This window comes from Hymenobacter algoricola, from assembly GCF_039539525.1.
GTDB lineage: Bacteria > Bacteroidota > Bacteroidia > Cytophagales > Hymenobacteraceae > Hymenobacter > Hymenobacter algoricola.
Genome location: NZ_BAABDH010000022.1, coordinates 72,415 through 98,677, shown reverse-complemented (window position 1 = coordinate 98,677; position 26,263 = coordinate 72,415). Strand labels below are relative to the sequence as shown.

The following is a 26,263-nucleotide window of genomic DNA, read 5'->3' as shown; positions in this document are numbered from 1 at the left end:
CTTACGCGGCCTCACGCCACATGAATTTGTGTGTGCCCAGTGGCAGAAAAACCCCGTTAACTTTACCCAGGACCCGACCCACCTCACGCTGGGACTATACAGCTACCGAGAACCTACCCCGAACCTACCCCGAAGCTCCTGCCCCGGGAAAATGCAATAACGGCCGCCCCGGATTCCGGGGCGGCCGTTTGCGTTAGAAATGCCGGCGAAGGCTACTCAACCACCACCTTGCCGGCAAAGGGTCGGCCCTGGGCATCGGGGGCGCGTAGGGTGTAGAGGCCGGGCGCCAGGCCCCGCACCGATACCTGAGCGGTGGCCGAGACAAGGGTTTCGCGCACTAGGCGGCCCCAGGCATCGATGAGCTCTACGCGGGTGCCGGCAGCCAGGGCGGGCAGATAAACGAGGTCGGTGGCGGGGTTCGGATACGGGCCCAGGGCCCGGGGCTGGGGCCCTTTGGTGGCCGTGGGCAGGGTAGCGTCTAGGCGGGCCAGGAAGCACTCCACCGGGGCCGCAACGGGTACCAAGTACGAGCCAAAGGTGGCGGGGCCGCGCAGAGTACCGCTGAGGTAGATGTCGCCGCCCGCGTTCAGGCCGATACCGTGGCCGGTGTCAATGGCGGTTCCTCCGGCTTGCTGGGCCCAGCGCACCTGGCCCTGGGCCGTGTAGGCCACTACGCAGATATCCGTGGCGCCAGCGGCGGTCAGGGTGGTGGGGCCGAACTGAGCGGTACCGCTAAAATTACCCGTGACGTAGGGTTGACCGGCCTGGTCTAACGCCAGGCCGTACAGGGAGTCGAAGGCCGGGCCCCCGGCGTTGCGGGCCCACAAGGCATCACCCTGGGGGGAGAACTTTACCAGGAAGCCATCGAAGCCGCCGGCATTGGGCAAGGCAAGCGCATCGGCGAAGGCCTGCCCGGCGAAGTAGCCCGTGACGTAAAAGTTGCCCGCCGCGTCGACAATACCGTCGTTGATGTACTCATTATTGGTGCCGCCGATCTGGCGCGCCCACTGCACGGTGCCCTGCTCATTGAGGCAAAGCACCAGGGCATCGGTAAGGCCCCGGCTGGTAAACGTAGCGGGCCCGACCACGGGGCTTTCCACGAAGGCATTGATCAGATAAGCAGCGCCGGCAGGGCTGACGGCTACTTCGGGCGGGCTGTAGGTGGCCGTTGTGGTGCCGTTGGGGGCGTAGAAGAAGGCCGGAGTCAGCCGGCTGAGCTGGCCGGTAGCGGCGGATAGCCGGGCCAGGAAGGGCGCGTAACGCTCGTAAGCACCGGGTATGGTGATGGAGGCCCCACCCAGGGTCAGATTTGGCCCGAACGTGCCGGCGACGTACACGTTGTCGTTGGCATCGATGGCCAGACTGGTGCCGGAGCTGAAATCGGCGCTGTGCAAAGCCCACTCCGGCATGCCCAGCGGAGAAAACCGCACAACGAAGGCTTTGATGCCGGGCGTGCCGCCGTTGAGCACCAGGTTGTTGCCCAGGGTGACGGTGGCCGAAAAGTCGCCGGTGATGTAGGCGTTGCCAGCCGCATCAAGGGCTAGATCATTGGCCGACTCGCTGCCGGGGCCGCCAAGGATACGGACCCAAGCCAGTGCGCCGGCCGGCGTGTATTTGGCCAGGTAAGCATCTCCGCCCCCCTGGCTGGTGTAGGCGGTGCCGCCAAAGCTGGCAGTGCCCGTAAAGCGCCCGGCGGTGTAGGTGTTGCCGGTGGCGTCGACGGCGGTGCCCACCGCGGGTAAAGAAGTCGTGCTGACTGATTGGGCGCTGGTCCAGGCCGGAGAGCCGGACTGGGCCTGAGCACTCCAGGCGGCGCAGATTCCTAGGAGCAAACCGGCCGCCGGCCGGCAGATGGAAGAAAAGGTAAACATGGTACGCGTGGTCGGATGGGAGGATTAAGGATTTAGTTACTCTACTACCAGCTTACCGGCGTACTGCCGGCCCCGGGCATCGGTGGCGCGCAGCATGTAGAGGCCCGGGGCCAAGCCCTGGACTGCTATTGTCTGGGTGCCAACCGATACGGTGGTTTCGCGCGCTACCCGGCCCCGGGTGTCGAGCAGCTGCACGGGGGCGCCGGCGGGGAGGGCCGGCAGGTGCAGCACGTCGGTGGCCGGGTTGGGGTAGAGGGCCAGCCGCTTTGTGGCTGACGAGCTGCGGGTAGCCAGGGGCAATGCCGCCCCTGCCTGGGCCAGATAAAAGCTCTCGGGACCCACCCCACGCACGTAATGCGGTGACAGTCTGAACGGCCCGAAGGCCGCCGCCACCTGATAGCGCCCCACGATGCTTAAGTGGCCGCCAGCGCCCAGCGCCCCACGAGCCGGGTACTCATTACCCGTACCAGAGGTCAAGGACCAGCGCACCTGTCGTGAGGGCGAGTAGCAGGTGACGGCCACGCCCAGAAAGCCGTTGCTGCCATATAGGAGCGCATACAGATTGCCGGCCGGGTCGGTCAGCAGGTCGCTGATGCCTTGCGCGGCCGGGGCGTGTGCCCACACCACCGTCCCCACCGAATCCAGCACCTGTATTGCCGCCCGGTAAGTACCTGGCGGGGTCGAAAAAAAGTAGGAGCCGAAAGCGGCGGCACCCGAAAAGATCAGTCCTACCGTCAGGTGACCTGTTGCGTCGAGGGCAGCGGCGCCGGGGTTATTCCACCCACCTACCCCACCGCTCCGGTTTACCCAGCGGGGGCGGCCCAGGCGGTCGCACTTGGTTACCAGCACGTCGGTGCCGCCAAGCGGCGGGGGCAGGGGCATGCCGGCAAACACCCCGGCCAACTGACCTATCCCGCCCAGCAGGTACACGGCATTGCCCGATGCGCTTACGGTTAGGCTGGTAGCCGGTACTTCATGGTTAGATTGTGGGCCAATCGGGCTTTGTCGGGCCCAGAGGGCCACACCACCCGGGGAGAACTTGGCCCAGAAAATCTGCTGTTCCTCCCGGGGAGCCGGGCCGCTGGTGGTGAGCAAGTGAGCCCCCAGCGCCACGGCTCCGCGTACGCCCCCCAGCAAGTAATAGTTTCCGGCCGCATCCAGCTCCGTATCGTAGGGAGTGGTGCTGCCGCTCAAACTGGTTAGGGGACGTAGCCACTGCAATTGGCCCTGGCCATCGAAGCACGCCGTAAAAGCGCACTGGTCGCGGGTGAGTACGGGCAGCGTTTGCGGGCCAATGGTTACCGCCCCGGCTGCCAGCGTACCGGCTACGTAGAGCCGGTCGCCGCCGGGGCCGCTGAGTAGCTTGAGGCAGGAAAGAGCCTGGCCACCTGCTCCGCTCAGCTGTCGGGCCCAAAGCAGGGTTCCGGTAGGGCTGAACTTGGCCAGGAAGCCATCAGTGCCGTCCTGGGGTGTGAGGGTCTGGCCCGCCCCCAATGGCAAGAGAGTATCGAAAGAACCGGCCAGATAGGTATTGCCGACGCTGTCTACGGCCAGCGCCGCCGGGCCATTGTATTGATTCGTTCGGAAGCCCTGGGCCCAGCGCCAGGCGGGCGCCGCTTGCGCCCGCACCAACCGGGGGCTGATGCAGCACCAGCAAACGAGTATACCCAAGGCGGTTAGGTAGGTAGTTCTTGCCATAGCCTACAAGGTAGGTAAATGCACGTAGCCTGCGTGAGAGCGTGTTTGGTACTTACCACTACAACGGAGCGGTAGAGCTACTTCGGTTCCGCTACGCTGCGCGGACGTCAGATCAAGCATGACGTTCTTTTTGTATTCGGCATTACCTACACCGCGTAGCCTTCCTCAGTGTGGCGAATGAGGCTCAGGGCGGCCAGCGTGGCCAGCAGGGGCTCCACTTTCTCGGGCCGGAGGCGGCGGATGCGGGCGGCGACCGGCGCGGCGGTGCTACTCCACTACCACCTTACCCACCGCCGGCCGTCCCGGGTGAGGGGCTTCCCGGGGGGGCTTACAGGCTGATGCGGAGCCCCAGGGTGGGGCCAAATACTGGAGTGGCACCGGCGTAAGCGGGGGCAGCCAGCGTGCCTACTTCCACCTGAGCAATAGGGGCAGCCTTGCGCCTGTTGCGGCCCGCGGCTATGAACAAGGGGATGCTGCCGAGCGCGGCCAGCCCACCGGCCACGCCCACGCCACCTACAAGGGGTAATACGTCTAAGGAGACGCTTTTGCCCGGCAGCGTGGCATATACCACGGTGCCAGCCACCAGGCCGCCCCCGATGAGCAGCACGCGGGCCGTCGTGCGCTGATTTCGGCTCTTGAGGGAATAGTCCTGGGACGACATGGGGGCCGTTGCCGACCGTACCGATTGAGCACCAGCCGGAAAAGCCAGCACCAGCAGCAGGCAAAAAGGCGACAAATGCATGGCAAAGCGTGAATGGAGTGGCAGGCCTCGTGGGGCGCACTTCGCTCCACAGTCTTGTCCTTGTCTGAATATACAGAATTTCATAGACAACTCAGCCAGCCATCATCCTCAGCACAACTCTCAGGTTGGCCGGACGGACTGGCGGACGGGAGCGGGGTAGCGCGGACTTTCAGGCTGCGAGGCCAGCGGGGCCGTGGTCACACGCCCCGGCGAGGACATCGTCCTTGGAAGCTGCTCTGTTTGAGTCAGGCTGAGAAGGCTGCCGTTTGCGGGCTAACCCAAACCGCTTCTTACGGGCGATAATCGGGGCAAACCCGGGCCGGCACCGGCCAGCATGGGCAGCTCATTGGCCGTGACGACCAGGCCACCTTTACGGGGGCCTGCGGGGCTATTCTGGTGGTGGGCCCGGGCAACCGGATAATCCGGCCCCGGTAGCCCACCCAGCGGGCGGCTTTGGTGTTACCTTCGCGGTCCACCCACCTTGTATTTGATGAACCGAGTAGTATTGGCCTTCGCCGGCCTGATGGGCTTGCTGGGCAGTGGAGCCGCCCGGGCCCAGACGCCCGGAACCTGGGGCAGCTGGGCTATCGGCACGGTGTCGTTGCCGGGCAGCGTGGAGAAGAAGTGGGGCGGCTACGTGGAGGTGCAGGCCCGCGCCAACGGCCTGCTGCGCCAGTACTTCTACAACGAGCTGAAAGGGGGCCTGAGCTACGACCTGGACAAGAACTTCACCCTGCTGCTGGGCGGGGGGCGCTACAACACCTACGAGGCGCCCGGCCCGCTCACGCTGGAAAAGCGCCTGTGGCAGCAGCTGGTGCTGAGTCAGTACATGAGCCGGCTCAAGATCGAGCACCGCTACCGCGTAGAGCAGCGCTGGTTTCGGTACCGGACCGAAGACAGCACCGCCTTCCGGCAGCGCCTGCGCTACCGCCTGAATGCCTTTGTGCCCCTCAACCACCAGACCGTTACCAACCATACCGTGTTTCTGTCGGTCTACGACGAAGTGTTCCTCAATCCGCGGGGGCCGGTGCTGGAGCGCAACCGCTTCTACGTCGGGCTGGGCTACCAGCTGGACCGGCACCTGAGTCTGCAGCTGGGCTGGCTGCGGCAGGCCAACTACAGCCAGCCCGCGTTCCGGCAGGGGCAGCTGGTGCCGCTGGGCACTGTCACCAAGAACAACGTGGTGCTCACCCTGCAGTACCGGCTCAGCCACCAGGGCTCCACGCCCCGCTCCGAAACGCTGCCCTCCCAGCAGGATTAGGCCGCGCCAGGAGCCGGGCCCGACCGCCGGCTCCCCAGACGAGTTGCGGCTGGCCGGCACTGCGGTCTTTCCAGGCAGGAGGCCGGTCGAGCTGCCGGTGAAAATGCCGGGCGCCCCGCCACCTACTTCGGGCTAATTCCGGGCCTGGCCGACGGAAAGCGGGTCCTGGGGTTCGTAAGCCCGGCGAGGCGAGGGACCGGGGAAGCTGTGTTTCGGCCGGCTGGGTAAACTACCGGGCAAAGGGCACGTACAAGGGCTTCCTGGGTGCCCGTTGCGGCACTTCCTCAACCTAACCACTACCCCTATGAAACCGACCAACAAACCGTCTGCTACCAGCGTTATGGCGCTGCTGTTTGGGGCTGCTGCCGCCCTGTCTTCCTGCTCGTCGACCAACTCCGGCACGCCGAATGAATCCGGCACTACGGACAGCTCGACCAGCGGCTCTACCTCCGGTGCTTCAACCAGCGGCTCTATGTCCGGTTCGACCAGCGGCACCACCTCGGGCTCCACAACCAGCTCCGGTGGCTACAGCACTTCCGGCTCCACTTCAGGTACCCCCGCCGCTACCACGGCGGGCACGCCGGGTGGCACCACCTCGGGAATGAACACGGGCTCCACGACCAGTGCCACCACGGCGGGCACCACCACTACGGGCACTACCAGCGGCAGCACCACCCGCTAAGCCCCTTTTCGAATCTGTTGGTCAGGAGCCCCGGCTGTTCGTCACGCACGAGCAGCCGGGGCTTTTGGCTGCTGGCGCCGGCAAAACCGGTAACTAGTCGCAGGGCGCGGGCCGGCGGCCCGGGCGAAAGTTGCTACGCCCAGGCGCGGCGGCGGCGCGGTGGCCGTAAATCCCGCGCCGATGGGCTTTGCTTTCGGTGGTTCCCGCTTACCTTCGGCGACGCCGGCCTGCTGGTGTACCCCGCGCGCGCCGGACCGGCTTCGCCGCCCGGGTGCGCGGGCAGTGTTCTTTTCCCATTGGGGCGGCCAACCGGCCACCGGCCCCGTAACTTCTTCTGCCCGATGCTGCCCCTCATCACCGCCCACGAACTGCAACGCCGCCAGGCCGCCGGGTCCGTCGTTCTGCTTGATGCCCGCTCCGGTCCCGATGCCCCGGCCCGCTACGCCGCCGGCCACCTGCCCGGGGCCCGGTTCGTGGATCTGGAGCACGACCTGGCCCGCCCCACTGCCGACGCCGCCCAGGGCGGCCGGCACCCGCTGCCGCCCGTGGCCGACTTTGCCCGCCTGCTGGGTCAGCTCGGCATCGGTCCCGAAACCCCGGTAGTGGTGTACGACGACAAAAGCGGGGCCAATGCCGCGGCCCGCACCTGGTGGCTGCTGCGCAGCGCGGGCCACGCGGCCGTGCAGGTGCTCGACGGCGGCCTGGCCGCGGCCCTGGCCGCCGGCTTCGAAAGCAGCGCGGCCCCCGTGGCGCCGGCCACCCCGCGGGAGCCCTACCCGTTCAGCGCCTGGCAGCTGCCGGTGGCCTCCACCGCCACTGTCCAGCAGGCCTCGGCCAGCGGCAGCAGCCTGATTATCGACGTGCGCGAGGCCTTCCGCTACCGGGGCGAGTCGGAGCCCATCGACCTGGTAGCCGGGCATATTCCGGGCGCCGTCAACCTGCCCTTCGCCGAAAACCTCGACGCCCAGGGCCGCTACCTGGCTCCGGCCGCGCTGCGGGCCCGGTACGAAGCGGTGCTGGCGGGGCGCCCGGCCGCCGACGCAATTGTGCACTGCGGCTCCGGCGTCACGGCCTGCCACACGCTGCTGGGCTTTGCGCAGGCGGGGCTGCCGCTGCCGCAGCTGTACGTGGGCTCGTGGAGCGAATGGTCGCGCCGCGGCTTCCCGCAGGCTACCGGGAGCTGAGGCCCGCACCCTACCCGGCCCGGCGCGCCGGTTATTGGGGCTCCTTTTCCAGCACCCGCACCACGTCGCCCACCCGCAGCGCGCCGCCCTGCACGATGCGGGCGGTGAGGCCACCGTGGCCGCGCATGGCGTTGTAGCCCCCGGGGCCCAGCTCTTCCTCCATGCGGGAGCAGGGGTGGCACTCCCCGGTGATTTCCAGGATTACCTCGTCGCCGAGCTGGACGTGCCGGTTTTTCAGCGCCAGCAGGTTCAGGCCACTCACCACCAGGTTGCGGCGCAGGCGGCCGGGCTCCACGGCTTCGGGCAGCCCCAGGAAGCCCGCCACCGCCGCCAGGTGCTCGTGCTGAATGAGGGTGACCTGCCGCTTGCCGCCGGCCTTCACCCGGGCATGGTCGCCCAGCAGGTGGCGGTCGGTTTCGGCCGTGGCCTCGGGCACGGGCTGCAGCGGCTCGCGGCGGGCAGGGCGCAGCCCGATCCACTCGAGGCGGCCGGTCTGGGGCAGGGTAGCCAGCATCTGCGCAATTTTCGATTTGTCGTCGCCGAAGAAGGGGAAGGGCATAAGAAAGAAAGGGTAAGATGGAAAAGCTACGTACGCCGGCTCCAAGCAGTTATTTCACGGCTGGATAAGCTGCTGCGGGCCGCGCGGCCCACAAAGTATTGCTGCCTGGACCCAAAGCCACCGGGTTTTTTATTTATCTATGTCAATTCATTCATCTCTACTGCTACTCAGATGGCTACACGATTACTGCTTACCCGTTGGCTGCTTCTGCTGACTATACTGCTCGGGGCCCAGCAGCTGCGGGCGTCCCACATGCAGGCAGCCGAGCTTTCCTACGTGAAGCTGGCCGGCCCCAACCAGTATAAGGTAACCTACCGGGTGTACCGCGACTGCGGGGGCGTTGACTTCAACGGCATCGTTGCCGACCTCGAGTACCGGACGACGGGCTGCACCGGCGGCCCTTGGCCCAGGGTCCGCATGGTACTGGTGCCGGGTACCCGGCGCACCGGTAGCGACTACTGCGCCGCTGTTGGCTCACCCTGCGGGTTCAACCAGCCCACCAACTACGAAACCGGTGAATTTACGGCTACCCTCACGCTGCCTCCGGGCCAGTGGACGATGAGCGTCTCCGTCAATGCCCGCCCCGAGCTGGGCAACGTCGAAAATGCCAGCAGTGTCGAGCTGTACACGGAAGCCACGCTCGACAACCGCCAGGGCCAGAGCAACAGCTCACCCGTGTTCAGCAGCAACGGCCAGGTGGTGAAGTTTGTGGGCTGGAAGCTGCCGACCACGTTCAGCCAGCTGGCCCTGGACCCCGACGGCGACTCGCTGGTGTACGAGCTGGTGGCTCCCCTGGTGGGCTGCGGCACGGATACGCTCACTTACAAGCGCCTGCCCAATGATGGTAATTTTCAGCTGAGCGCCACACCGCCCTGCGTGGTCGTAACTACCGTAGCTCGTTACTCCCCCCGGTTTCCGCTGGCTTCGTTTAACCTCTCGGGCACCTGCCCAATCCTGACGGGTCAGCCCTATTTTGACTTCAACCCGGCCAATGGCTCCATTTCCATGCTGCCGGTGCTGTTCAACCCCGCCGTCAACAGCGCGGAAAACAAGAACGTGGTGGCCGTGGAAGTGTCGGAGTACCGCTACCTGACCAACGCCATCGGGCAACGGTACCTGGCCCTGGTGGGCAGCGTGCGGCGCGATATCCTGTTTACCGTAGTCGACTGCGGCAACAACGTGAACCCGGTGGTCGGCTTGCTTACCGTCAACGGCAGCTCCGTGCCCCAGTCGGTCACGACCCCCATTGCCGCCACTGCCGGGCAGCTTATTACCGTGCGCGTGCCGGCTGCCGATGCCAACGGCACCCAGCTGCTGACCATGACCAGCAACGTGGAGCAGGCTTTGCCCAACTCCGAGTTCACGCCCGCACCGCCCAGTGTGAATCCCACGGGTCAGATCACCTGGATTCCGCCCGTGACGCTGCCCTCGGGTTTGTACTACTGCACCGTGACGACCACCGACGACGCCTGCCCCATCAAAGGCGTGCAGACTCAGACGCTCACGTTCCGCGTCACCAACACGCTGCTCTCGACCCGGCCAGCCCGCCACGCCACGGCCCTGGTGGCGGTGCCCACGCCCTTCCAGGGGCAGGTGAGCTTCCAGCTGGCTAAGGCCGGCGTGCAGCCGGTGCTGGTATTCGACCAGCTGGGCCGGCAGATTGCCACGCTGCAGAGCCTGCCTTCGGGGCAGGTGCAGTGGCGCCCCGCCGCTACCGTGCCCGCCGGCCTGTACCTGGCCCGCACCCCCGACGGCAGCCAGATGGCCCGCCTGCTGCGCACCGGTACCGAATAGCGCCTGCGCTGGTAATCCACCAAAAAAAGCCGGACCCCGCGCAGGGGCCGGCTTTTTTTGGTGGACTTGATACGAATCAGCTGCTGATCAGGCGGGCCACGAAGAAGGCGGCCCCGGCGGCCAGGGCTCCGACGCCGGCCATCTTGAAGGCGCCGGCAATGGGCGCCTGACCGGTCAGGCGGCTTTTGAGGTAGCCGAACAGCAGCAGACAGACCAGCGTGATGACAGCCGACCAGAGCAGGCCGTCGGTGGGTGTGGAGGTAAAGAAATAGGCGCTCAGCGGAATCAGGCCGCCCAGGGCGTAGGCCAGGCTGATGGTGGCGGCACTTTTGGGCGCCTGCCGGGGGTCGGGCTTCTCCAGGCCCAGCTCATACTTCATCATAAACCGCACCCACTGCTCGGGGTTGGCCGTCAGCTCCTGCACGGCCAGCTCCCGGGTGGCTTCCGACAAGCCGATTTCGGCCAGCAGGTCGCGCACCTCGGCCCGCTCCACTTCCGGCACTTCCTGCACCTCGCGGTGCTCCCGGGCCAGCTCGGCGTCGTAGTGCTCTACCTCGGTGCGGCCCGCCAGGTACCCGCCCAGGCCCATGGCAATGGAGCCCGCCACAATTTCGGCCAGCCCCGCCGTGATGACCAGCGCCGACGAATCCACGGCCCCGCTCAGGCCGGCGGCCAGGGCAAAGGGCACCGTCAGGCCGTCGGATAAGCCAATGACGATATCCTGGAGCATGGCCGAGCTGGTCAGGTGGTCTTCGGGGTGGGGATGGTGGTGGGGGTGCATGGCAGCAAGGCAGGAGGAAAACGAAATTCAAGTACGCGCATTTCTGCGGAAGCCCGGCTCGGTGCGAAAGCGGTGCGGCGCCGGCGCTCAGCATAGCAACTGCGCCGCCGGGCAAACCTCCCCCGCATTCGTGCGTAAAGCAGGTGGCGACGCGTGGTACGGATTTACCACCGCCCGTTCTTCTCAGCAATCCAACCCTATGGCCACCAAAGACACCACCAAGAAACCCGCCGCCAAAGCGGCTGCTCCTAAATCTGCTGCCAAGCCCGCCTCGGCGGCCAAGAGCAATGGCTTGTCCCAATCCAGCGTGCAGCCCGTCCTCAACCAGCAGACCGGCTCGCCGCTGCCCCTGCAGAAGTACGGCACCGTGTCGCAGCGCCTGCCGATCGGGCTGGCCGATAAGGTGCGCATGGACAGCGTGACGATGCTCAACCAGATGCTGGCCGACACCATCACCCTGCGCGACCTGTACAAAAAGCACCATTGGCAGGTGGTCGGCCCCACGTTCTACCAGCTCCACCTGCTCTACGACAAGCATTACGAGGAGCAAAGCGTGCTGGTCGACACCATTGCTGAGCGAATTCAGATTCTGGGCGGCGTCGCCATTGCCATGGCCGCCGACGTAGCCGATCTGACGACCATTCCGCGCCCGCCCAGGGACCGGGAGGAAGCGCCGGTGCAGGTATCGCGCCTGCTGGAAGCCCACCAGATTATGCTCAAGAACAGCCACGACTTTGCCAAGCGCGCCGACGAAAGCGGCGACGACGGCACCAACGACCTGGTGGTAAGCCAGGTGATGCGCACCAACGAAATGCAGGTGTGGTTCGTGTCGGAGCACGTAGTGGATACGCCCCTGGCGCGCGCCGACTAAGTCCGCCGCAGCCCGCCAGAAGGCCCGGTATCGGAAGATGCCGGGCCTTTTTGGTTTGGTGGCGGAGACGAGCTGCTTATTGCCGGCTGCCTGAATCTTTTCCACTCGCCTTGAGCCCTGAGTATTAGCTGGTCAGGGTGAAAATGGCAGAGGGAAAAGGCTTTTTTCGCAGAAAAAACGCTTTCCGACTTGCACCGGTTGGCTCAACCGGCTACTTTTGTCCCCACTTCACCGCCTTAGTGAAGTGCTGCAGCTTCGGCTGTTGGCAGAGTAAAGAGTTAGTACAATCAGTCGCGCACGTGGTGAAACTGGTAGACACGCCATCTTGAGGGGGTGGTGCCTTCGGGTGTGGGAGTTCGAATCTCCCCGCGCGCACAGCGACGGAATCCGCTTCAGCCTGGCTGAAGCGGATTTTTTGCTTTCCGGGCCCTGCTAGCTGACCCGCTCAAACGGATTGGCGGGCACCACCAGCACCACCCGCTCGCGCTCCACCACCACCTGCCCGGCAATGGCGCCCTTGCGCTTGCGCACAAACTTCTTGGGCGTAACGGTGACGGGGCAGAGCGAGTCGTTTTTGCGCCGCGAGTACCAGGCGGCCAGCTGCGCCGCGCGCTCCACCACGGGCTCCGGCACCACCTGCCCCGACTTATGCTTGATCACCACGTGGGAGCCGGTGACGTCTTTGGCGTGCAGCCAGAGGTCGTCCTTGTGGGCGTAGCGCTGGGTGAGCAGGTCGTTGTTCTGGGCATTGCGCCCCACCAGAATGGTAAAGCCCGAATCGGTAAACACCTTGAACGGCAGCTCCGCAGCCTCCACTGCCTTGGTGGCGGGCAGCAGGTCGTGGGTTTTACGCCAGGCGCGCAGGGTCCGCAGGTCGGTGATGGCCGCCAGCTCTTCCAGGCGCTCCAGGCACCAGAAAGCGTCGGCCTCGCGCCGCTCGCTGCGCTCAAGCAATTCCTTGGTTTCGATCTGCTGGTTTTTGGCCTTGCGGTAGAAGTTCTGGGCCGTGCGCTGGGGCGTTTCAGTGGGCTTGAGCCTGATGACGCGCGGCTGGTCTTCCTGGTAGAAATCCAGCACTTCCACCTGCGCGGCCCCGGGCGGAATATTGCTCAGGTTGGCCATGATCAGGTCGGCAGTCTGGCGGTAGCCCACGGTGTGCTCCAGCGCGTGCAGGCGGGTGCGGGCGTGGGCGGCGCTGGTGGTGGCCTCGTCGGCGCGCTTTTCCAGCACCTGCCGTACCTGCCGCAGCTCGGCCTCGTAGGCCCGGCGCCCCAGGGTAAGGCGCACGAACAGGCGCAGGGCCGCCACCGGGTCGGGCGGCAGGGCCTGCTCAATCTCGCCCACGGGCAGCAGGGTGAGCCGGCTTTTGCCCTCGACGGCCGTGAGGTAAAACTGGGGCGGATTTTCCAGCTGGGCTACTACATCCTGCACCAGCTGCTGGCGGGCCGCCTGGTCGGCGCTGTCGTAGCCGTGGGCCCGCAGGTAGCGCGGCGGCAGGTCGCCGAGGGCGGGGTACTGGCGGAGCGGTTTGTCGGGGTCGGGAGCCGGGGCGGTGGGAGCGGGGGCCAGGTCGGCATCGGCGGTGTAGCGCTGGTGAAACAGCTGGGCCGGCGCCGCGGGGCCAGGCCGGAAAATAGCGTTGGGGCGGGGTCCGTAGAGCTTGAAGAGCAGGGTAGCATCGCCCTGGAAATGCAGCTGCAGCACCCGGTCGTTGAGAAACACGCTGGCCCGCATCACCACTTTGCCCAGCAGGTCGGGCAGCAGGTCCACGGAGTTGGCCCGGGCCCGGTTGAAGGTTTCGGGCAGCGCCAGCAGCGGAAAGGCGGCCGACAGCTGAGCTTTCAGCCAGAACTCCTCCGCTCCCTTGGTCAGGCCGATGACCAGCTCATCTTTTTCCTGGGAAAAGCAGGCCGCCACCCGAAAGCCGGCCAGCGCCTGGGTGAGGGCCGGGGCCAGCTGGCGCAGGAAGTAGTAGTTGTTGTGCACGGAGCCCGAATCTTAAATAAACCTACAGCGTGAGCCGCAGCCCATCATACGCCAGCCGCACAAAGTCCGGCAGGGTAGCTTCCACGTCGCGGTGCCGGCCCAGCTGGTGGCCGATGTGGGTCAGGTAGCCCTGCCGGGGCGCCAGCTCGGTGAGGATGTCCACCGCTTCCTGCAGGCTGAAGTGGGAAATGTGCTGCTCGTGCCGCAGGGCATTCAGCACCACCACCTCCGAGCCCCGCACCAGCTCCAGCGACTCGGGCGAGAGGTAGTTGGCGTCGGTGATGTAGGTGAAGCTGCCGATGCGGAAGCCCAGCACCGGCAGCTTGTAGTGCAGGGCCCGGATGGGCTGCACCGGCACGCCTTCCACCCAGAACACGTCCGTGTCGCTCAGGATGGGCATGGTCTGCACCTTGGGCACGCCGGGGTATTTATGCTCGGCAAAGATGTAGGCGTACTCGCGCTTGAGCTGCTCGAGCACCCGCGGCTCGGCGTACACGGGCATGTCCTGCTGCTGCCGGAAGTTGTAGGCCCGGATGTCGTCCATGCCGGCCGTGTGGTCCTTGTGCTCGTGGGTAAAGATCAGCGCGTCGAGGTGGTCGATTCTTTCGCGCAGCACCTGCTGGCGGAAGTCGGGGCCGGAGTCGATGATCAGGCTTTTGTCCTGCACCTGCACGTGCACCGACACGCGCAGGCGCTTGTCGCGGTAATCGACGGAGCGGCACACGGCACAATGGCAGCCAATCATCGGCACGCCCTGCGACGTGCCGGTGCCCAGGAAAGTTATCTGCATAAAAGGGACTTAGGGTCTTAAGGACTTACGAACTTGGTTTTCGTTCCGCGGCGTGTTTCCTACGGAACAAAACCCAAGATCCCAAGACCCCAAGTCCCCACTAACTACCCGACGTACTGCTTCACCACGCGCACCAGGGCGTCGAAGTCGAGGGGCTTGGGCAGGTAGTCGGTGACGCCGGCCTCGCGAAACTGCTCCATGGAGTAGTTGTTGGCGTTGCCGGTGATGGCAATAATGGGAATGGCGGCGATGCGCGGGTCGGCATTGCGGCGGATTTCGCGGGTGCACTCCATGCCGTCCTTCACCGGAATGTTGATGTCCATCAGCACGCAGTCAATCGGCTGGCTTTCCACCTGCTTGATGACTTCGCCCCCGTTTTTGGCCGACACGATACGGTACTGCTGCAGCTCCAGAATCTTCTTGGTCAGGTTCAGAATAACGGAGCTGTCTTCAGCAATCAGAATAGTTTTGGGATCTGCCATGGGAGTTGGGTTGTAGAGTCAGAGGGAGGGGAAGAGGTCGGAGTGCTAAGCCGGGGCCGGCTCAGCTGGCGTTGGTCACGGCCGGGTATACGGCCGTGAACTGTGCAAAGTAACGCAGCAGGTGCTGAAAGTTTGCGTCGGCGTCCTGGATATGGCCCTCTTTGAGGTCATGCTCCAGTTGTTTGGCACATTCCGCCAGCGGATTAATGCCTAAGGTAAAGCCGGTTCCCTTCAGTTGGTGCAAATGTGGTAAAATCTGTTCGTATTGACCGGCCTGCACCAGCGTTTTGGCCTCGTCGAGCAGCTGCCCGGCTTCCTGCTCAAAATCGGCGTAGAGCTGGGCCGCAAACTCGCTGCCGCCCAGCTGGCGCAGCTGCTCCAGAATTTCGGGGTCAATCAGGCCATTCGCCGGCGGCTCGGGTGCCGCCGCGGGCAGCAGGGCCGGGGCCGGCGGCTCCTGCACCGTGGCCCCGTCCGGCTCGGCCCCCGCGCTCAGCCCCAGCGTGGTGAGCCGCTCGGTGGCCCCGGTCCAGCGCCGCAGCACCGTATACAGCGCCTGCGACTTCACCGGCTTCGACACGTAGTCGTCCATGCCCTGCTGCACGAAGCGGTCGGCGTCTTCCTTCATCGAGTAAGCCGTCATGGCCACGATGGGCGGGCACAGGTGGCCCAGGCGGCGGCGGATTTCCTGCATGGCCGTTACGCCATCCATTTCCGGCATCTGGATGTCCATGAAGATCAGCTCGTATTGGGCTTCCGGGGCGGTGGCTTTGCTGATGGCCTCGAACCCGTCGCCGGCCACGTCGATCTGGCAGCCCAGCTTGTCGAGCAGGCGGGTCGCTACTTTCTGGTTGATGGGGTTGTCGTCGACGAGCAGCACCCGCGGGGCCGACTCGAAGCGGATAACCTCCAGGCTCCGCTCGCGCGAGGCCTGGCGCTCCTGCACGATTTCCTCGGCGTTGAAGGCCTCCCGGCAGCACATGGTAAACCAGAACGTGGAGCCGTCGCCCTCGTTGGAGAAGATGCCGATTTCGCCGCCCAGCAGCTCGGCCAGCTGCTTGCTGATGGCCAGCCCCAGGCCCGTGCCGCCAAACGACTTGGTGGGCGTGGTGTCGAGCTGGGTGAAGTTGGTAAACAGCAGCTTCTCGTTGGCCGCCGAAATGCCGATGCCCGAGTCCTGCACCGCGAAGCGCAGCACGTGCTCCACCCCGTCGGTGCTCACCGACGAGACGACGATGCTCACCGTGCCGGCGGCCGTGAACTTGATGGCGTTGGACGTCAGGTTCGACAGGATCTGCAGTACCCGGGTTTCGTCGGTAATGATGAAGCGCGGGGTGTGGGGCGTGATGTGGTAGGTGAACTTGAGCTTCTTCTGGTTGGCGCGGTTGGCAAACAGCGAGTAGATCTTGTCCAGGGTGTAGTGCAGGTCGATGCCCGACTCGCTGAGCTGCAGCTTGCCGGCCTGAATCTTGGAGAGGTCCAGAATGTCGTTCAGGATGGCCAGCAGCGCGTCGCTGGACTTGCGCAGCGTATCCACGTAGTCTTCCTGCTCCTCGCTCGACACGGTCTGGTGCAGCAGGTCAATCATGCCGATGATGCCGTTCATGGGCGTGCGCAGCTCGTGGCTCATGTTGGCCAGAAACTGCGTTTTGGCTTCCAGGGCCGTTTCGGCCTCGTCCTTGGCCCGGCGCAGGTCGTCCTGCATCTGCTTGAGCTCGGTGATGTCGCGCCCGATGCCCTCGGTGCCCAGAGGGCCATCCTGCACCATGCGCGCATTCACCAGTACGCTCACGGAGTGGCCGGACTTGTGGCGCATGGCAATTTCGAAGTTGCGGGCCTCCCCGTGCAGGCGTATGCTGTTGAGCAGACCTTCGCGCTCCGACGGATTGATGTAATAGTCGTAGATGGGCGTACCGGTGACCTCATCGGGCGTGTAGCCCAGCATGTCGAGCACCGAGGGGCTGACGAGCGTGAGTACGCCTTTGCCATCAGTGCGGTAGTACACGTCCTGAAACGACTCGAAGATGGCCCGGAACTTCTCTTCCTGGGCCGCCAGCTCCAGCTGGGAGCGTTTTTTTTCGGTGATGTCGTGGGCCATGCCCGAAATTTCCTCGAACGAGCCGTCGTCCAGGTAAATCGGGTTCAGGTAGATTTCGCGCCAGGTATCCTGGCCGCGGGAGTCGCGCAGGCGCACCTCGAAGCGCTGGGGCTGGCCCTGGTAAGCGCGGCGGTAGTTTTCCACGAAGGCTTCGCGGGCGTCGTCCTCCATCATGCCCAGGTCGGCCTGCCAGAGGTTCACGTTCAGCGTGGGGTACACGCCGTTGCGGCGCAGGAAGTAAGCCGAGTAGTTGCGGTTGAAGGAAGTCAGGCGGGAATGGGTATCCACGCTCCACATCAGGTGGGAGCCACTTTCAAAAATGGCATTCAGCCGCGCGTTCTGCTTCTGAATCTGCACCTCGTTGCGCTTGCGCTCAATGGCCAGGGCCACCTGGTTGGAGATAAAGTGCAGAATCTCGATGTCGCCGGCCGCGTAGGCGTCGGCGCGCTGGTAGTCCTGCACCGTAATCACGCCGATGATCCGCTCGCCGATGCTCAGCGGCGAGCACAGCATCACCTCCGGCATCAGCCCGTAGGCCGTGATGGTGCCGTTGGCAATAAGCTCCTCCAGCTCGGGCCGGAGCAGAAACTGGGGCCGCCCGGTGCGGATGATGTACTCGGAAACTCCCGACGAAAACGGCCGCGACACCAGGCCCTGCTCGCCCTGGGTATTCTGATCGACGAAGTAGGAAAACTGCAGCTGGGTGCGCTCCTCGTCGCAGAGGGCAATGAAGAAGTTGTTGGTTTCGATAATCTTGCTCAGCTCCCGGTGAATGGCACCGTAGAGCGAGTGCAAATCCTTGGAGCTGATGGCCAGGTTGGCAATGCTGTAGTACACCTTCTGCAGGCGCTCGGCCTTGATGCGGTCGGTGATGTCGTGCAGGATGGCGCGGGTGCTCACCGGCTCATCGTCCTGCCAGGAGCAGCTGATGGAGCCGATGAGGTGGACGGGCTTGCCAGTTTTGGTCAGAAACACGGTTTCCAGCTTGTTCACCTTTTCGCCCTTGTACAGGTTGCGCAGCTGGTAGAGCAGCTTGGCCTTGTAGTAGGGGTGCACCACATCGCCCAGCGTCAGGTGGGGCAGGTCGTCGTCCTCGTAGCCGAGCTTTTCCTTCCAGGCCTTGTTCACGAACAGGAAGCGGTTGTCGATGCTCAGGTTCTGAATCAGGTCGTGGGCATTGTCGAGGAAATCCTGCAGGCGGGTGCGGTTGTCGGTCAGGGCCCGGGCCGCAATGTGGCGGTCGGTAAAGTCGCGGCCCACTACCAGAATCCCGGTGATCTTACCCTCAAAGTCACGGGCAAACTCGGCGTGCCAGTTCACCATCCGCGACTGGCCCGACTTGGTCAGCAGGGCCCGCTCGTAGAAGTCCTGGAGCTTTTCCTGCGCGAGGCAGTCGAGGTAGGCCTGTTTGAACTGCTCCTTTTCGGCGGGCAGGGCGAAGAGCTCGTAGAAGTTCAGGCCAATGACTTCCTCGCGGGTGTACTCGGTGTAGGCCAGAAAAAAATCGTTGACGTCCACGATGTTGCCGAGCTCGTCGCCGAGCACGTAGCTCAGGTTGGTGCGGCTGAGCAGGTCGCGCAGCTGCTGCTGGCCCCGCTCAATCACCTGCTGCTGGGTGAATACTTCGTGCCGGCGGTGGCCCTTGGTTACGTCGCGGATGGTGAGCTGCACGCGCGAGGCCCCCCCCGGCAGGGGTACGCGGTGCAGCGTCACCCAGGCGTCGAGCGGCTCGCGGTCCATGCGCTGCCCGTACCACCACTTCGAAAATTTCTCGCCCGTGCGGGCAGTGGTCAGGATGGCTTCGTGCAGCATCGGTTCCGACAGCCAGTGGTCCTGGCGGTCGTCGGTGGGGGGCAGAGCAAAGGCCATCAGCCCGGCCCCGAGCAGCATGGCGCGGGTGGTGCCCAGCAGGTGCAGGGCCGTCTGGTTGCAGTCGACTAAGCCGCCGTGCTCATCGTAGAGGAGCAGGGCGTCGTAGGCCTCTTCGAACAGGGCGCGGTAGAAATCGGCGGGAGCCGCCGCAGCGGCTTCCGCCGCGGAAGCAGCCGGAGGAGTAGGGCGAACAGGCATCAGGCAGGTAGGTAAGCTGGGCAGTGCTCCCCGGCGGGAAGGCGTCCAGGCAGCGCACGGGTTTTAACTCGTTAAATTTGTCAAAAATATCCCAGACCATCCGGCTTTTCCCGTTTTACGGCGCGCGGACGGTAGTGCTGCTTCCCTGCCATGGCCTCCCTGCTCTTCACCGTCACCACCGATCTGAACTACGACCAGCGGATGCAGCGCATCTGCGGCAGCCTGGCGGCGCACGGCTATTCGGTGCTGCTGGTGGGCCGCGAGTGGCCCACCTCCCGGCCCCTGTCGGCGCAGCCCTATCGCCAGCACCGGCTGCGCTGCTGGAATACGCGGGGCAAACTGTTTTACCTGGAGTTCAACCTGCGGCTGTTTTTTTACCTGCTCGGCCAGCAGGCCCAGGTCTGGTGCGCCATCGACCTGGATACGGCCCTGCCGGTGTGGCTGCGGGCCCGGCTGGCGGGCCGGCCCTTCGTGTATGATGCTCACGAGCTGTTTACGGAGGTACCCGAAGTAGTGGCCCGCCCCGGCATCCGGCGGCTGTGGCTGGGCCTTGAGCGGTTTGTGGTGCCCCGGGCGCAGCTGGCGTATACCGTGGGGCCGGCGCTGGCCCAAGTGTTTGAGCAGCGCTACGGCCGGCCGTTTGCCGTTATCCGCAACATCAGCCGGCGGGAGGAAGCCGAGCTGCCGCCGGCCCCCGCTGCCGCGCCGGCCAACGGCTATATTCTGTATCAGGGCGCCCTGAATGCTGGCCGGGGCCTGGAAGCACTGCTGGACGCCATGCCCGCCGTGGCCGGCCGGCTGGTGGTCTGCGGGGAGGGCGACCTGTCGGAAGCGTTGCGGCAGCGGGCCGAGGCGCTGGGGCTGCCGGCCGCGGGCAAGGTAGAATTCCGCGGCTTCGTGCTGCCCGCCGAGCTGCGCGAAGTGACCCGCCACGCCGCGGTAGGCATCATGCTGCTCGAAAACCAGGGGCTGAGCTACTATTATTCCCTGGCCAACAAGTTTTTCGACTACCTGCACGCCGGCATTCCCCAGCTGATCGTCGACTTCCCCGAGTACCGGGTGCTGAACGACCAATACCAGGTGGCGGAAGTGGTAGACCTCACGCCCGAATCCATTGCTGGGGCCCTCAACCGCCTGCTCCGCGACGAGCCCGGCCGCTACCAGCAGCTGGCCCAAAACTGCCGCCGGGCCCGCCGGGAGCTGAGCTGGCAGCACGAAGAACAACTGCTGCTGGCCCTCTACGGGGCGCTGGTGGCCCCGCATTCCCTTCCCGCATGAACCTGAATCTATTCGACCTGCCCCTGAACGGGCCCACGCTGCTGGTGGTGGCCGGCCCCACCGCCGTGGGCAAAACGGCCCTGTGCGTGCAGCTGGCCCGGCACTACCGCACCGACATTGTCTCGGCCGACTCGCGGCAGTTCTTTCGGGAGCTGAGCATCGGCACGGCCAAGCCCACGGCGGCCGAGATGCAGGGCGTGGCCCACCATTTCATCGACTCGCACAGCATCACCCAGGACTACAACGCCGGCCGCTTCGAAGTGGACTGCCTGGCGCTGCTCGAAAAGCTGTTTCGAAAGCACCCGCTGGTTATCCTCACCGGCGGCTCGGGGCTGTACCTGCAGGCCGTCACCGAGGGCCTGGATGAGATGCCCGTCACCAGTCCCGCAACCCGGGCCGCGCTGCAGCAGGAGCTGGCTGCCCACGGACTGGCCCCGCTGGTGGCCGAGCTGGCGCGCCTCGACCCGGTCACCCACGCCCGCATCGACCGGCAGAACCACCAGCGCGTGGTGCGGGCGCTGGAAGTGACGCGCAGCACCGGGCAGCCGTTTTCCAGCTTCCACACCGCCAAAACCGGGGTAAAGCGGCCGTTTGAGGTGGTGAAAGTGGCCCTCACCCGGGAGCGGGACGAGCTCTACCAGCGCATCGACCAGCGGGTAGACCAGATGCTGGCCGCCGGGCTGCTGGACGAGGTGAAGTCGCTGCTGCCCTACCGCCACCACAACGCGCTGCAAACCGTGGGCTACCAGGAAATATTCGGCTACCTCGACGGCAAGCACGACTGGCCCGAAGCCGTGCGCCTGCTCAAGCGCAACACCCGCCACTACGCCAAGCGCCAGCTCACCTGGTTTCGCCGGGACCCGGGCTATCAGTGGGTGGAGCTGGGCCAATAACCCGTTTTCCGGTCCTGGCGAGGCGTCAGCTGGAGCAGTGTGGGCCGTACCGAAAGCTCACCTAAGCCGAAAAGCCCCGATGTCGGGCTGACGTCGGGGCTTTTCGGTTGAAAAGGAGTTCGGTCTAGCTCAGAGGATGGATGGCCTCGTGCCTCGCAACGACCGGAAAAAGGCGCTATACGCTCAGGATTTCCACCATCCGCATGAAGCTCTGGTTGATGAGCTTTTTCTTGTGAATGGTGTCGTTGAAGGGCGTGTACACCAGCTTGCGGTCCACGATGCCGGCCATCACGTTGCGCATGCCGTTCATGAGGCCTTCCACGGCAGCAATACCGATCTGGGAGCCCAGCAGGCGGTCGGCGGCGGTGGGGGAGCCGCCGCGCTGCACGTGACCGATGATGGTCACGCGGGTGTCGAGCTCGGGAATGGCTTCCTTCACCCGCTTGGCCACGGCATGGGAGTTGCCTTCCTCGTCGCCCTCGGCCACGACCACGATAAACGAGGTTTTCGAGCGTTTCCAGCCGGCTTTCAGGGTTTCAATCACCGCGTCGGTCGACATCTGGGTTTCGGGAATCATCACAATCTCGGCCCCGCCGCCGATGGCGCAGGGAATGGCAATGTAGCCCGAGTCGCGGCCCATGACTTCGATGAAAAAGCACCGGTCGTGGGAGTCGGCCGTGTCGCGGATCTTGTCGATAGCCTCCAGGGCCGTATTCACGGCCGTATCGTAGCCGATGGTGTAGTCGGTGCCGTAGAGGTCGTTGTCGATGGTGCCGGGGGCGCCCACGGTCGGAATGCCGAACTCCTGCTCGAAGATGCTGGCGCCGGTAAACGTGCCGTTGCCGCCGATGGCCACCAGCCCGTCAATGCCGTTGTTGACGAGCTGATCGAAGGCCTGCTGCCGGCCTTCCTTGGTTTGGAACGTCTGGCTGCGAGCCGACTTCAGAATGGTGCCGCCCTTCTGCACCGTGTTCGACACCGACGCCGAGTCGAGCTTGACAAACTCGCCCTTGATCATGCCACTGTAGCCGCGCATGATGCCGTACACTTCAATGCCGTGGTAGACGGCCGTGCGCACCACCGCCCGGATGCAGGCGTTCATGCCGGGCGAATCGCCGCCGCTGGTGAAAACTGCAATGCGTTTCATCATATTCTCAGGTAATCAGATTCAGTTCCGAGTGAAGCAGGCAAAGGTGGGGAATCCCGGCTAAAATCAAAGCTTCCCGGCCGGATAATGCCCCGGCTGCACGGGGCTGGCTGGCTGTTTTTTTTGCAACTGCGTATTGGATGATATGCCGGCAGCGCCTATCTTAACCACTCTCCCAAGTGCTTTCGGCAAGTTTCTGCCGGCTTTTCTTTCAACTTCCCACCGTCACTTAAGCAACGCCCTCCCTATGTTTGGCTTCTTTGAAAATGAGCAAACCAAGAAAGTGAAGAGTCACCTGATGAATCTGGCCGCCCTGGCGAAGGCGGACGGCCACATTGATGAGCGGGAAATCAACTTCATTGTGGCGGTAGGCAAGAAAAACGGCATGCGCACCGACGAGGTAAAAAGCGTCATCGCCAACTCCGGCAGCGTCAACCTGGTGCTGCCCGACAACGACTCCGAGCGGTTCGACCAGATCTTCGACCTCGTGGATATGATGCTGGCCGACGGCGTGGTAGACGACAACGAAATGGACTTCTGCATCGACATGGCCGAGAAGCTGGGCTTCCGCAAAGCCATTGTGGGCGTGCTGGTCCGCAAGATTTCGATGGGCGTGAAAGACGGCCTGCCGCGCCAGCAGATCAAGGACGAAAGCCAGTCGTTCCTCAACTTCCAGAAAGACAGCCACGGCCCCGGGCTGTAAAGCCGCCCTTTCCTGGCAGGACGGAACATACAGCACGTCATGCTGAGCTTGTCGAAGCACCTTGCCCGCCTCGTTGGATTCCCGTTTCAACGCCGCCACGCGAGCTGCCTCGACTTCGCCCGGCATGACGTTCTTTTTTAGCGCTGTGCTACCAAAGACGCACTGGTCACGAAGTCGACAGCGCGCAGCAGGGCGGCGCAGGCTTCGTCGATTTCGGCGCTGGAAATCGTCAGGGGCGGAGCCAGGCGCAGGGAGTTGTCGCAGAACAGGAACCAGTCGGTCAGAATACCCTCGTGTTCCAAGGCGTGGTCGATAATGGGCTTCAGCACCGCGTACGAATCAAACTCCACCGCCATCAGCAGGCCGTGGCCGCGCACGGCCCGGATGGCCGGATGCTGCAGAAGCCGCCGGAACCGGGCGGCTTTTTCGTGCACGTCCGCCAGCAGGTTCTCGTCCTGAATCACGCGCAGCGTAGCCAGCGAAGCCGCGCACGATACCGGGTGGCCGCCAAACGTGGTGCAGTGGCCCAGCACCGGCTGGCTTTTGAAGCCGGCCATGATCTGCTGGGAGGAAATGAAGGCGCCAATCGGCATGCCGCCGCCCATGCCCTTGGCGCACACCAGAATGTCGGGGACGATGCCGAACTGCTCAAACGCCCAGAACGAGCCCGTGCGCCCGAAGCCGCACTGGATTTCGTCGAGAATCAGCAGGGTGCCGGTTTCGGTGCAGCGCTGCCGCAGCGCCGGCAGGTAGCCCGGCTGCGGCACCCGCACGCCGGCCTCGCCCTGCACGGTTTCGACAACGACGGCCGCGGTGCGGGTGGTAATCAGGGCCAGATCGGCCAGGTCGTTGAAGTGCAGGTGGCGTACGTCGGGCAGCAGGGGACGGAAGCTCTGCCGAAAATCCTCGGAGCCGGTGATGGACAGCGCGCCGTGGGTGGAGCCGTGGTAAGCGTTGTGACAGGAAATCAGCTCGGTGCGGCCGGTGTGGCGCTTGGCCAGCTTCAGGGCGCCCTCGATGGCCTCGGTGCCGGAGTTGGTGAAGAAGACGTTGTCCAGGTGCGCGGGTAGGGTTTCGTGCAGGGCCTGGGCCAGCGCGGCGGGCGGCGCCTGCACCAGCTCGCCGTAGACCATCAGGTGCAGGTACTTGTCTACCTGGTCCTTGATGGCCTGCACTACCCGCGGGTGGCGGTGCCCCACGTTGCTGACGCCGATACCGGAAATCAAGTCGAGGTAGCGGCGACCGTCGGGGGCGTACATGTACACGCCTTCGGCCCGCTCGATTTCGAGCAGCAGCGGCGTGTCGGAGGTCTGGGCCTGGTGGCGCAGGAAAAGCTGGCGGGGAGTAAGCATGCGGTACTCTTAACAGATTCGGGGCGTAAAGGTACGCACGCCGGGCCCCGGACTTTCCCGCAAGCGGCCGGAAAAGTCCGTACCGCCGGATTCTGGCCGCGCCGCGCCCTGCGCCGCAAGCGCCGGTATTGTTTCATGAGCCGCCGCCGGGATGCGCCACTGCATCATGCGTGGGCCAGGGCGGCGGCCAACAAAAAAGGCCGCCGAAGCAGCCTTTTTTTCCTGATACCGAAGCGGGAGCTAGTCGTCGGCGCCGGGCAGGGCCGCGCCGCTCATGCCGCCGGCCCCGGCAACGCGCCTGAGCACTTCCTTGGTGAACTGCCGCTCGGCCAGAAACAGCCGGCCCACCTGGCGGATGCTGAGCACTTTCTGAAACTTCTCGAAGTACTCCTTTTCTAGCGTCACCTCGTTCTGGCGCAAAGCCAGCCCTTGGGTCAGGTTGTCCTTGATCTGCTGGTCGGTGAGGCCGTCGGCGTTGTCGATGCGCAGCAGCCGCAGCCGCTTATTGATGTCGCGGCGCTTGTCGGTGAATTCGTTGTAGACGGGCCAGAACTTCTGGGCCTGGTCCTGGGTGAGCGAGATTTTGTCGGTGAGGTAGGCGATTTTGGCGTTTTCGAGCTGGCTGAGCCGGGCCTGGCGGCCACCGCCCCGGCCGCCCTGGGCTGCGGCGGCGCCGGGTACTGCGGCCAGCAGCAGCAGGGCCAGGAGGCTGCGGAGAAGGTAGTTCATGGGGAAAGCAGACAAGGGAGTGGGCAAAGGGAGTTAGCAAAGGGTGGCTTACAGATAGATGTCTTCGGTAGGCTGGGCGTCCAGCGCGTCCTGCAGCTCGTTGGGCGAGGCCTGCAGATAGCCGTGCATGGCCTGGTCGGTGGCGGGCAGGTCGGCCAGATCGTTGAGCGACACGCGGGTGTCGCTGGCCAGCAGGTACTGCACCATCTCGGCTTCCGGCACCTGGGCCAGCGCGGGAGGCGAGGCAGCAGAGCCCGCTGTGGGACTAGCGTTGGGGCTCAGCAGAAAGGAAGCGGCAAAGCCGCCCAGGACTACCACCGAGGCCAGGGCCGTGCGCAGCGGCAGGGGCAGCGCCGTCAGCCAGCCCCAGGCCCCCGACTCGCGGGCCGCCGCGGGCTGCACGCGGGTCATGATCTGCCGCGGGAGCCGGTCGAAGTAGCCGGCCGGCGGCTCGGCCAGCGGCTGGGGCCGGCGCGGGTGCTCGTCGAGGCGGAAAGGAGTTTTCATATAGCTAAGATGCGGCCGGGGCCGCCGGGTTTAATCGTGGTGAGATTCTTCGTTGACGTATTGCTCCACTTTTTTCACCGCGTGATGATACGAGGCTTTCAACGCGCCCACGCTGGTACCGGTTATTTCGGCCATCTGCTCGTAGGGCGTCTCGTCGTAGTAGCGCATGTTGAACACCAGCCGCTGCTTGTCGGGCAACCGCAGGATGGCTTTCTGCAGGCGGATTTCGATTTCGTCGCCGGCCAGGCCGGGGTCGGCTTCCACCTTGGCGGCCAGCTCGGCGCCCACGTCATTAAGCGGCAGGAAAAACTTGCGCCGCTTGCTGCTCAGAAAGTTCAGGCACTCGTTGGTGGCAATGCGGTAAATCCAGGTGTAGAGCGAGGCATCCTGGCGGAAGTTGCCCAGGTGGTTCCAGACCTTGACGAACGTGTCCTGGGTCAGGTCGTCGGCGTCGTCGTGGTCGATGACCATCTTGCGCACGTGCCAGTACACCTTCTGCTGATACTTGCGCACGAGCTGGTCGAAGGCCACGTTGCGGGCGGCGGGGTCGGCGAACTTGGCAAGGATGTCCTGGTCTTCCAAGCAGGGAGCGGGTTAGGGCGGCGGGGCGGTTGCGGCGGTTGGAGGGCAAAAGTACGCCAGGGTTTAGTCGAAGAGGAAAAAAGTCGGAACCGGGGCCTCGGCTGGCTCGGCCGGGCTGGGATAGAACCGGCTTTTTTACTTGCTGCCGGCCGCACGGGCCGGGCGTTGCCAGTCGGGAAATAGTATCTTGGGCGGCCGGCGCT

Annotated in this window: 22 protein-coding genes and 1 tRNA gene; 9 read left to right on the top strand and 14 right to left on the bottom strand. The window is 64.8% G+C overall.

Annotation, left to right across the window (positions count from 1 at the left end; all coding sequences use genetic code 11):
* Nucleotides 1-212: 212 nt before the first annotated feature.
* From ABD842_RS07780 to ABD842_RS07770, 3 genes are all read right to left on the bottom strand, one after another.
* Nucleotides 213-1,832 (bottom strand): SBBP repeat-containing protein, encoded by a 1,620-nt coding sequence (locus tag ABD842_RS07780; RefSeq protein ID WP_345112320.1) that lies wholly within the window; start codon nucleotides 1,830-1,832, stop codon nucleotides 213-215.
* A 75-nt stretch (nucleotides 1,833-1,907) separates the two neighbouring features.
* On the bottom strand, nucleotides 1,908-3,542 hold the full coding sequence (locus ABD842_RS07775; RefSeq protein WP_345112318.1) for a T9SS type A sorting domain-containing protein: 1,635 nt from the start codon (nucleotides 3,540-3,542) through the stop codon (nucleotides 1,908-1,910).
* Between the two features lie 355 nt (nucleotides 3,543-3,897).
* Nucleotides 3,898-4,311 (bottom strand): hypothetical protein, encoded by a 414-nt coding sequence (locus tag ABD842_RS07770; RefSeq protein ID WP_345112316.1) that lies wholly within the window; start codon nucleotides 4,309-4,311, stop codon nucleotides 3,898-3,900.
* 490 nt (nucleotides 4,312-4,801) lie between these two features.
* On the opposite strand from ABD842_RS07770, the gene ABD842_RS07765 reads away from it, so the two are divergent.
* The 3 genes from ABD842_RS07765 to ABD842_RS07755 all read left to right on the top strand — a co-directional run bounded on the left by ABD842_RS07765 (nucleotide 4,802) and on the right by ABD842_RS07755 (nucleotide 7,438).
* Nucleotides 4,802-5,572, top strand: a complete 771-nt coding sequence (locus ABD842_RS07765; protein WP_345112314.1) for a DUF2490 domain-containing protein — start codon at nucleotides 4,802-4,804, stop codon at nucleotides 5,570-5,572.
* A gap of 304 nt (nucleotides 5,573-5,876) precedes the next feature.
* Nucleotides 5,877-6,254: a hypothetical protein gene (locus ABD842_RS07760; RefSeq protein WP_345112312.1), complete on the top strand. Its 378-nt coding sequence runs from the start codon at nucleotides 5,877-5,879 to the stop codon at nucleotides 6,252-6,254.
* A gap of 341 nt (nucleotides 6,255-6,595) precedes the next feature.
* Nucleotides 6,596-7,438 (top strand): sulfurtransferase, encoded by an 843-nt coding sequence (locus ABD842_RS07755; RefSeq protein WP_345112311.1) that lies wholly within the window; start codon nucleotides 6,596-6,598, stop codon nucleotides 7,436-7,438.
* A 31-nt stretch (nucleotides 7,439-7,469) separates the two neighbouring features.
* Here ABD842_RS07755 and ABD842_RS07750 read toward each other — a convergent pair whose 3' ends face one another.
* Nucleotides 7,470-7,997, bottom strand: a complete 528-nt coding sequence (locus ABD842_RS07750; RefSeq protein WP_345112309.1) for an MOSC domain-containing protein — start codon at nucleotides 7,995-7,997, stop codon at nucleotides 7,470-7,472.
* 171 nt (nucleotides 7,998-8,168) lie between these two features.
* On the opposite strand from ABD842_RS07750, the gene ABD842_RS07745 reads away from it, so the two are divergent.
* Nucleotides 8,169-9,791: a hypothetical protein gene (locus tag ABD842_RS07745; RefSeq protein WP_345112307.1), complete on the top strand. Its 1,623-nt coding sequence runs from the start codon at nucleotides 8,169-8,171 to the stop codon at nucleotides 9,789-9,791.
* Nucleotides 9,792-9,867: 76 nt separating this feature from the next.
* Here ABD842_RS07745 and ABD842_RS07740 read toward each other — a convergent pair whose 3' ends face one another.
* On the bottom strand, nucleotides 9,868-10,572 hold the full coding sequence (locus tag ABD842_RS07740; RefSeq protein WP_345112306.1) for a VIT1/CCC1 transporter family protein: 705 nt from the start codon (nucleotides 10,570-10,572) through the stop codon (nucleotides 9,868-9,870).
* A gap of 199 nt (nucleotides 10,573-10,771) precedes the next feature.
* On the opposite strand from ABD842_RS07740, the gene ABD842_RS07735 reads away from it, so the two are divergent.
* Nucleotides 10,772-11,443, top strand: a complete 672-nt coding sequence (locus ABD842_RS07735; protein ID WP_345112305.1) for a Dps family protein — start codon at nucleotides 10,772-10,774, stop codon at nucleotides 11,441-11,443.
* Nucleotides 11,444-11,736: 293 nt separating this feature from the next.
* Nucleotides 11,737-11,818 (top strand) — tRNA-Leu (locus ABD842_RS07730).
* 57 nt (nucleotides 11,819-11,875) lie between these two features.
* On the opposite strand, the gene ABD842_RS07725 is transcribed toward ABD842_RS07730, so the two are convergent.
* The 4 genes from ABD842_RS07725 to ABD842_RS07710 all read right to left on the bottom strand — a co-directional run bounded on the left by ABD842_RS07725 (nucleotide 11,876) and on the right by ABD842_RS07710 (nucleotide 18,869).
* Nucleotides 11,876-13,429, bottom strand: coding sequence for an NFACT RNA binding domain-containing protein (locus ABD842_RS07725; protein ID WP_345112303.1), 1,554 nt, complete (start codon nucleotides 13,427-13,429; stop codon nucleotides 11,876-11,878).
* A 22-nt stretch (nucleotides 13,430-13,451) separates the two neighbouring features.
* On the bottom strand, nucleotides 13,452-14,219 hold the full coding sequence (locus ABD842_RS07720) for an MBL fold metallo-hydrolase (protein ID WP_345112302.1): 768 nt from the start codon (nucleotides 14,217-14,219) through the stop codon (nucleotides 13,452-13,454).
* A gap of 104 nt (nucleotides 14,220-14,323) precedes the next feature.
* Entirely contained in the window at nucleotides 14,324-14,701 is a 378-nt protein-coding gene (locus ABD842_RS07715; RefSeq protein WP_345112301.1) for a response regulator, read from the bottom strand.
* Nucleotides 14,702-14,762: 61 nt separating this feature from the next.
* The gene (locus tag ABD842_RS07710) at nucleotides 14,763-18,869 is read right to left on the bottom strand and encodes a PAS domain S-box protein (protein ID WP_345112300.1); all 4,107 of its coding nucleotides are present in this window, start codon (nucleotides 18,867-18,869) and stop codon (nucleotides 14,763-14,765) included.
* A gap of 150 nt (nucleotides 18,870-19,019) precedes the next feature.
* Here ABD842_RS07710 and ABD842_RS07705 point away from each other — a divergent pair, with 150 nt between their 5' ends.
* The gene (locus ABD842_RS07705; protein WP_345112299.1) at nucleotides 19,020-20,147 is read left to right on the top strand and encodes a glycosyltransferase; all 1,128 of its coding nucleotides are present in this window, start codon (nucleotides 19,020-19,022) and stop codon (nucleotides 20,145-20,147) included.
* Nucleotides 20,144-21,040, top strand: coding sequence for a tRNA (adenosine(37)-N6)-dimethylallyltransferase MiaA (gene miaA / locus ABD842_RS07700; protein WP_345112298.1), 897 nt, complete (start codon nucleotides 20,144-20,146; stop codon nucleotides 21,038-21,040). Before ABD842_RS07705 ends, miaA begins: the two co-directional genes overlap by 4 nt.
* A 175-nt stretch (nucleotides 21,041-21,215) precedes the next feature.
* Here miaA and pfkA read toward each other — a convergent pair whose 3' ends face one another.
* A complete protein-coding gene (gene pfkA / locus ABD842_RS07695; protein WP_345112297.1) occupies nucleotides 21,216-22,187 on the bottom strand; it encodes a 6-phosphofructokinase in 972 nt (323 codons plus the stop codon).
* 247 nt (nucleotides 22,188-22,434) lie between these two features.
* Here pfkA and ABD842_RS07690 point away from each other — a divergent pair, with 247 nt between their 5' ends.
* Complete coding sequence (locus ABD842_RS07690) at nucleotides 22,435-22,890, top strand: tellurite resistance TerB family protein (RefSeq protein ID WP_345112296.1); 456 nt, start codon at nucleotides 22,435-22,437, stop codon at nucleotides 22,888-22,890.
* A gap of 137 nt (nucleotides 22,891-23,027) precedes the next feature.
* Here the strand turns inward: ABD842_RS07690 and ABD842_RS07685 are convergent, their stop codons facing one another.
* From ABD842_RS07685 to ABD842_RS07670, 4 genes are all read right to left on the bottom strand, one after another.
* Entirely contained in the window at nucleotides 23,028-24,242 is a 1,215-nt protein-coding gene (locus tag ABD842_RS07685) for an aspartate aminotransferase family protein (protein ID WP_345112294.1), read from the bottom strand.
* 240 nt (nucleotides 24,243-24,482) lie between these two features.
* On the bottom strand, nucleotides 24,483-24,971 hold the full coding sequence (locus tag ABD842_RS07680; RefSeq protein ID WP_345112293.1) for a hypothetical protein: 489 nt from the start codon (nucleotides 24,969-24,971) through the stop codon (nucleotides 24,483-24,485).
* A gap of 48 nt (nucleotides 24,972-25,019) precedes the next feature.
* Nucleotides 25,020-25,478, bottom strand: coding sequence for a hypothetical protein (locus ABD842_RS07675; RefSeq protein WP_345112292.1), 459 nt, complete (start codon nucleotides 25,476-25,478; stop codon nucleotides 25,020-25,022).
* A 30-nt stretch (nucleotides 25,479-25,508) separates the two neighbouring features.
* On the bottom strand, nucleotides 25,509-26,060 hold the full coding sequence (locus ABD842_RS07670) for an RNA polymerase sigma factor (RefSeq protein ID WP_345112290.1): 552 nt from the start codon (nucleotides 26,058-26,060) through the stop codon (nucleotides 25,509-25,511).
* Nucleotides 26,061-26,263 lie beyond the last annotated feature (203 nt).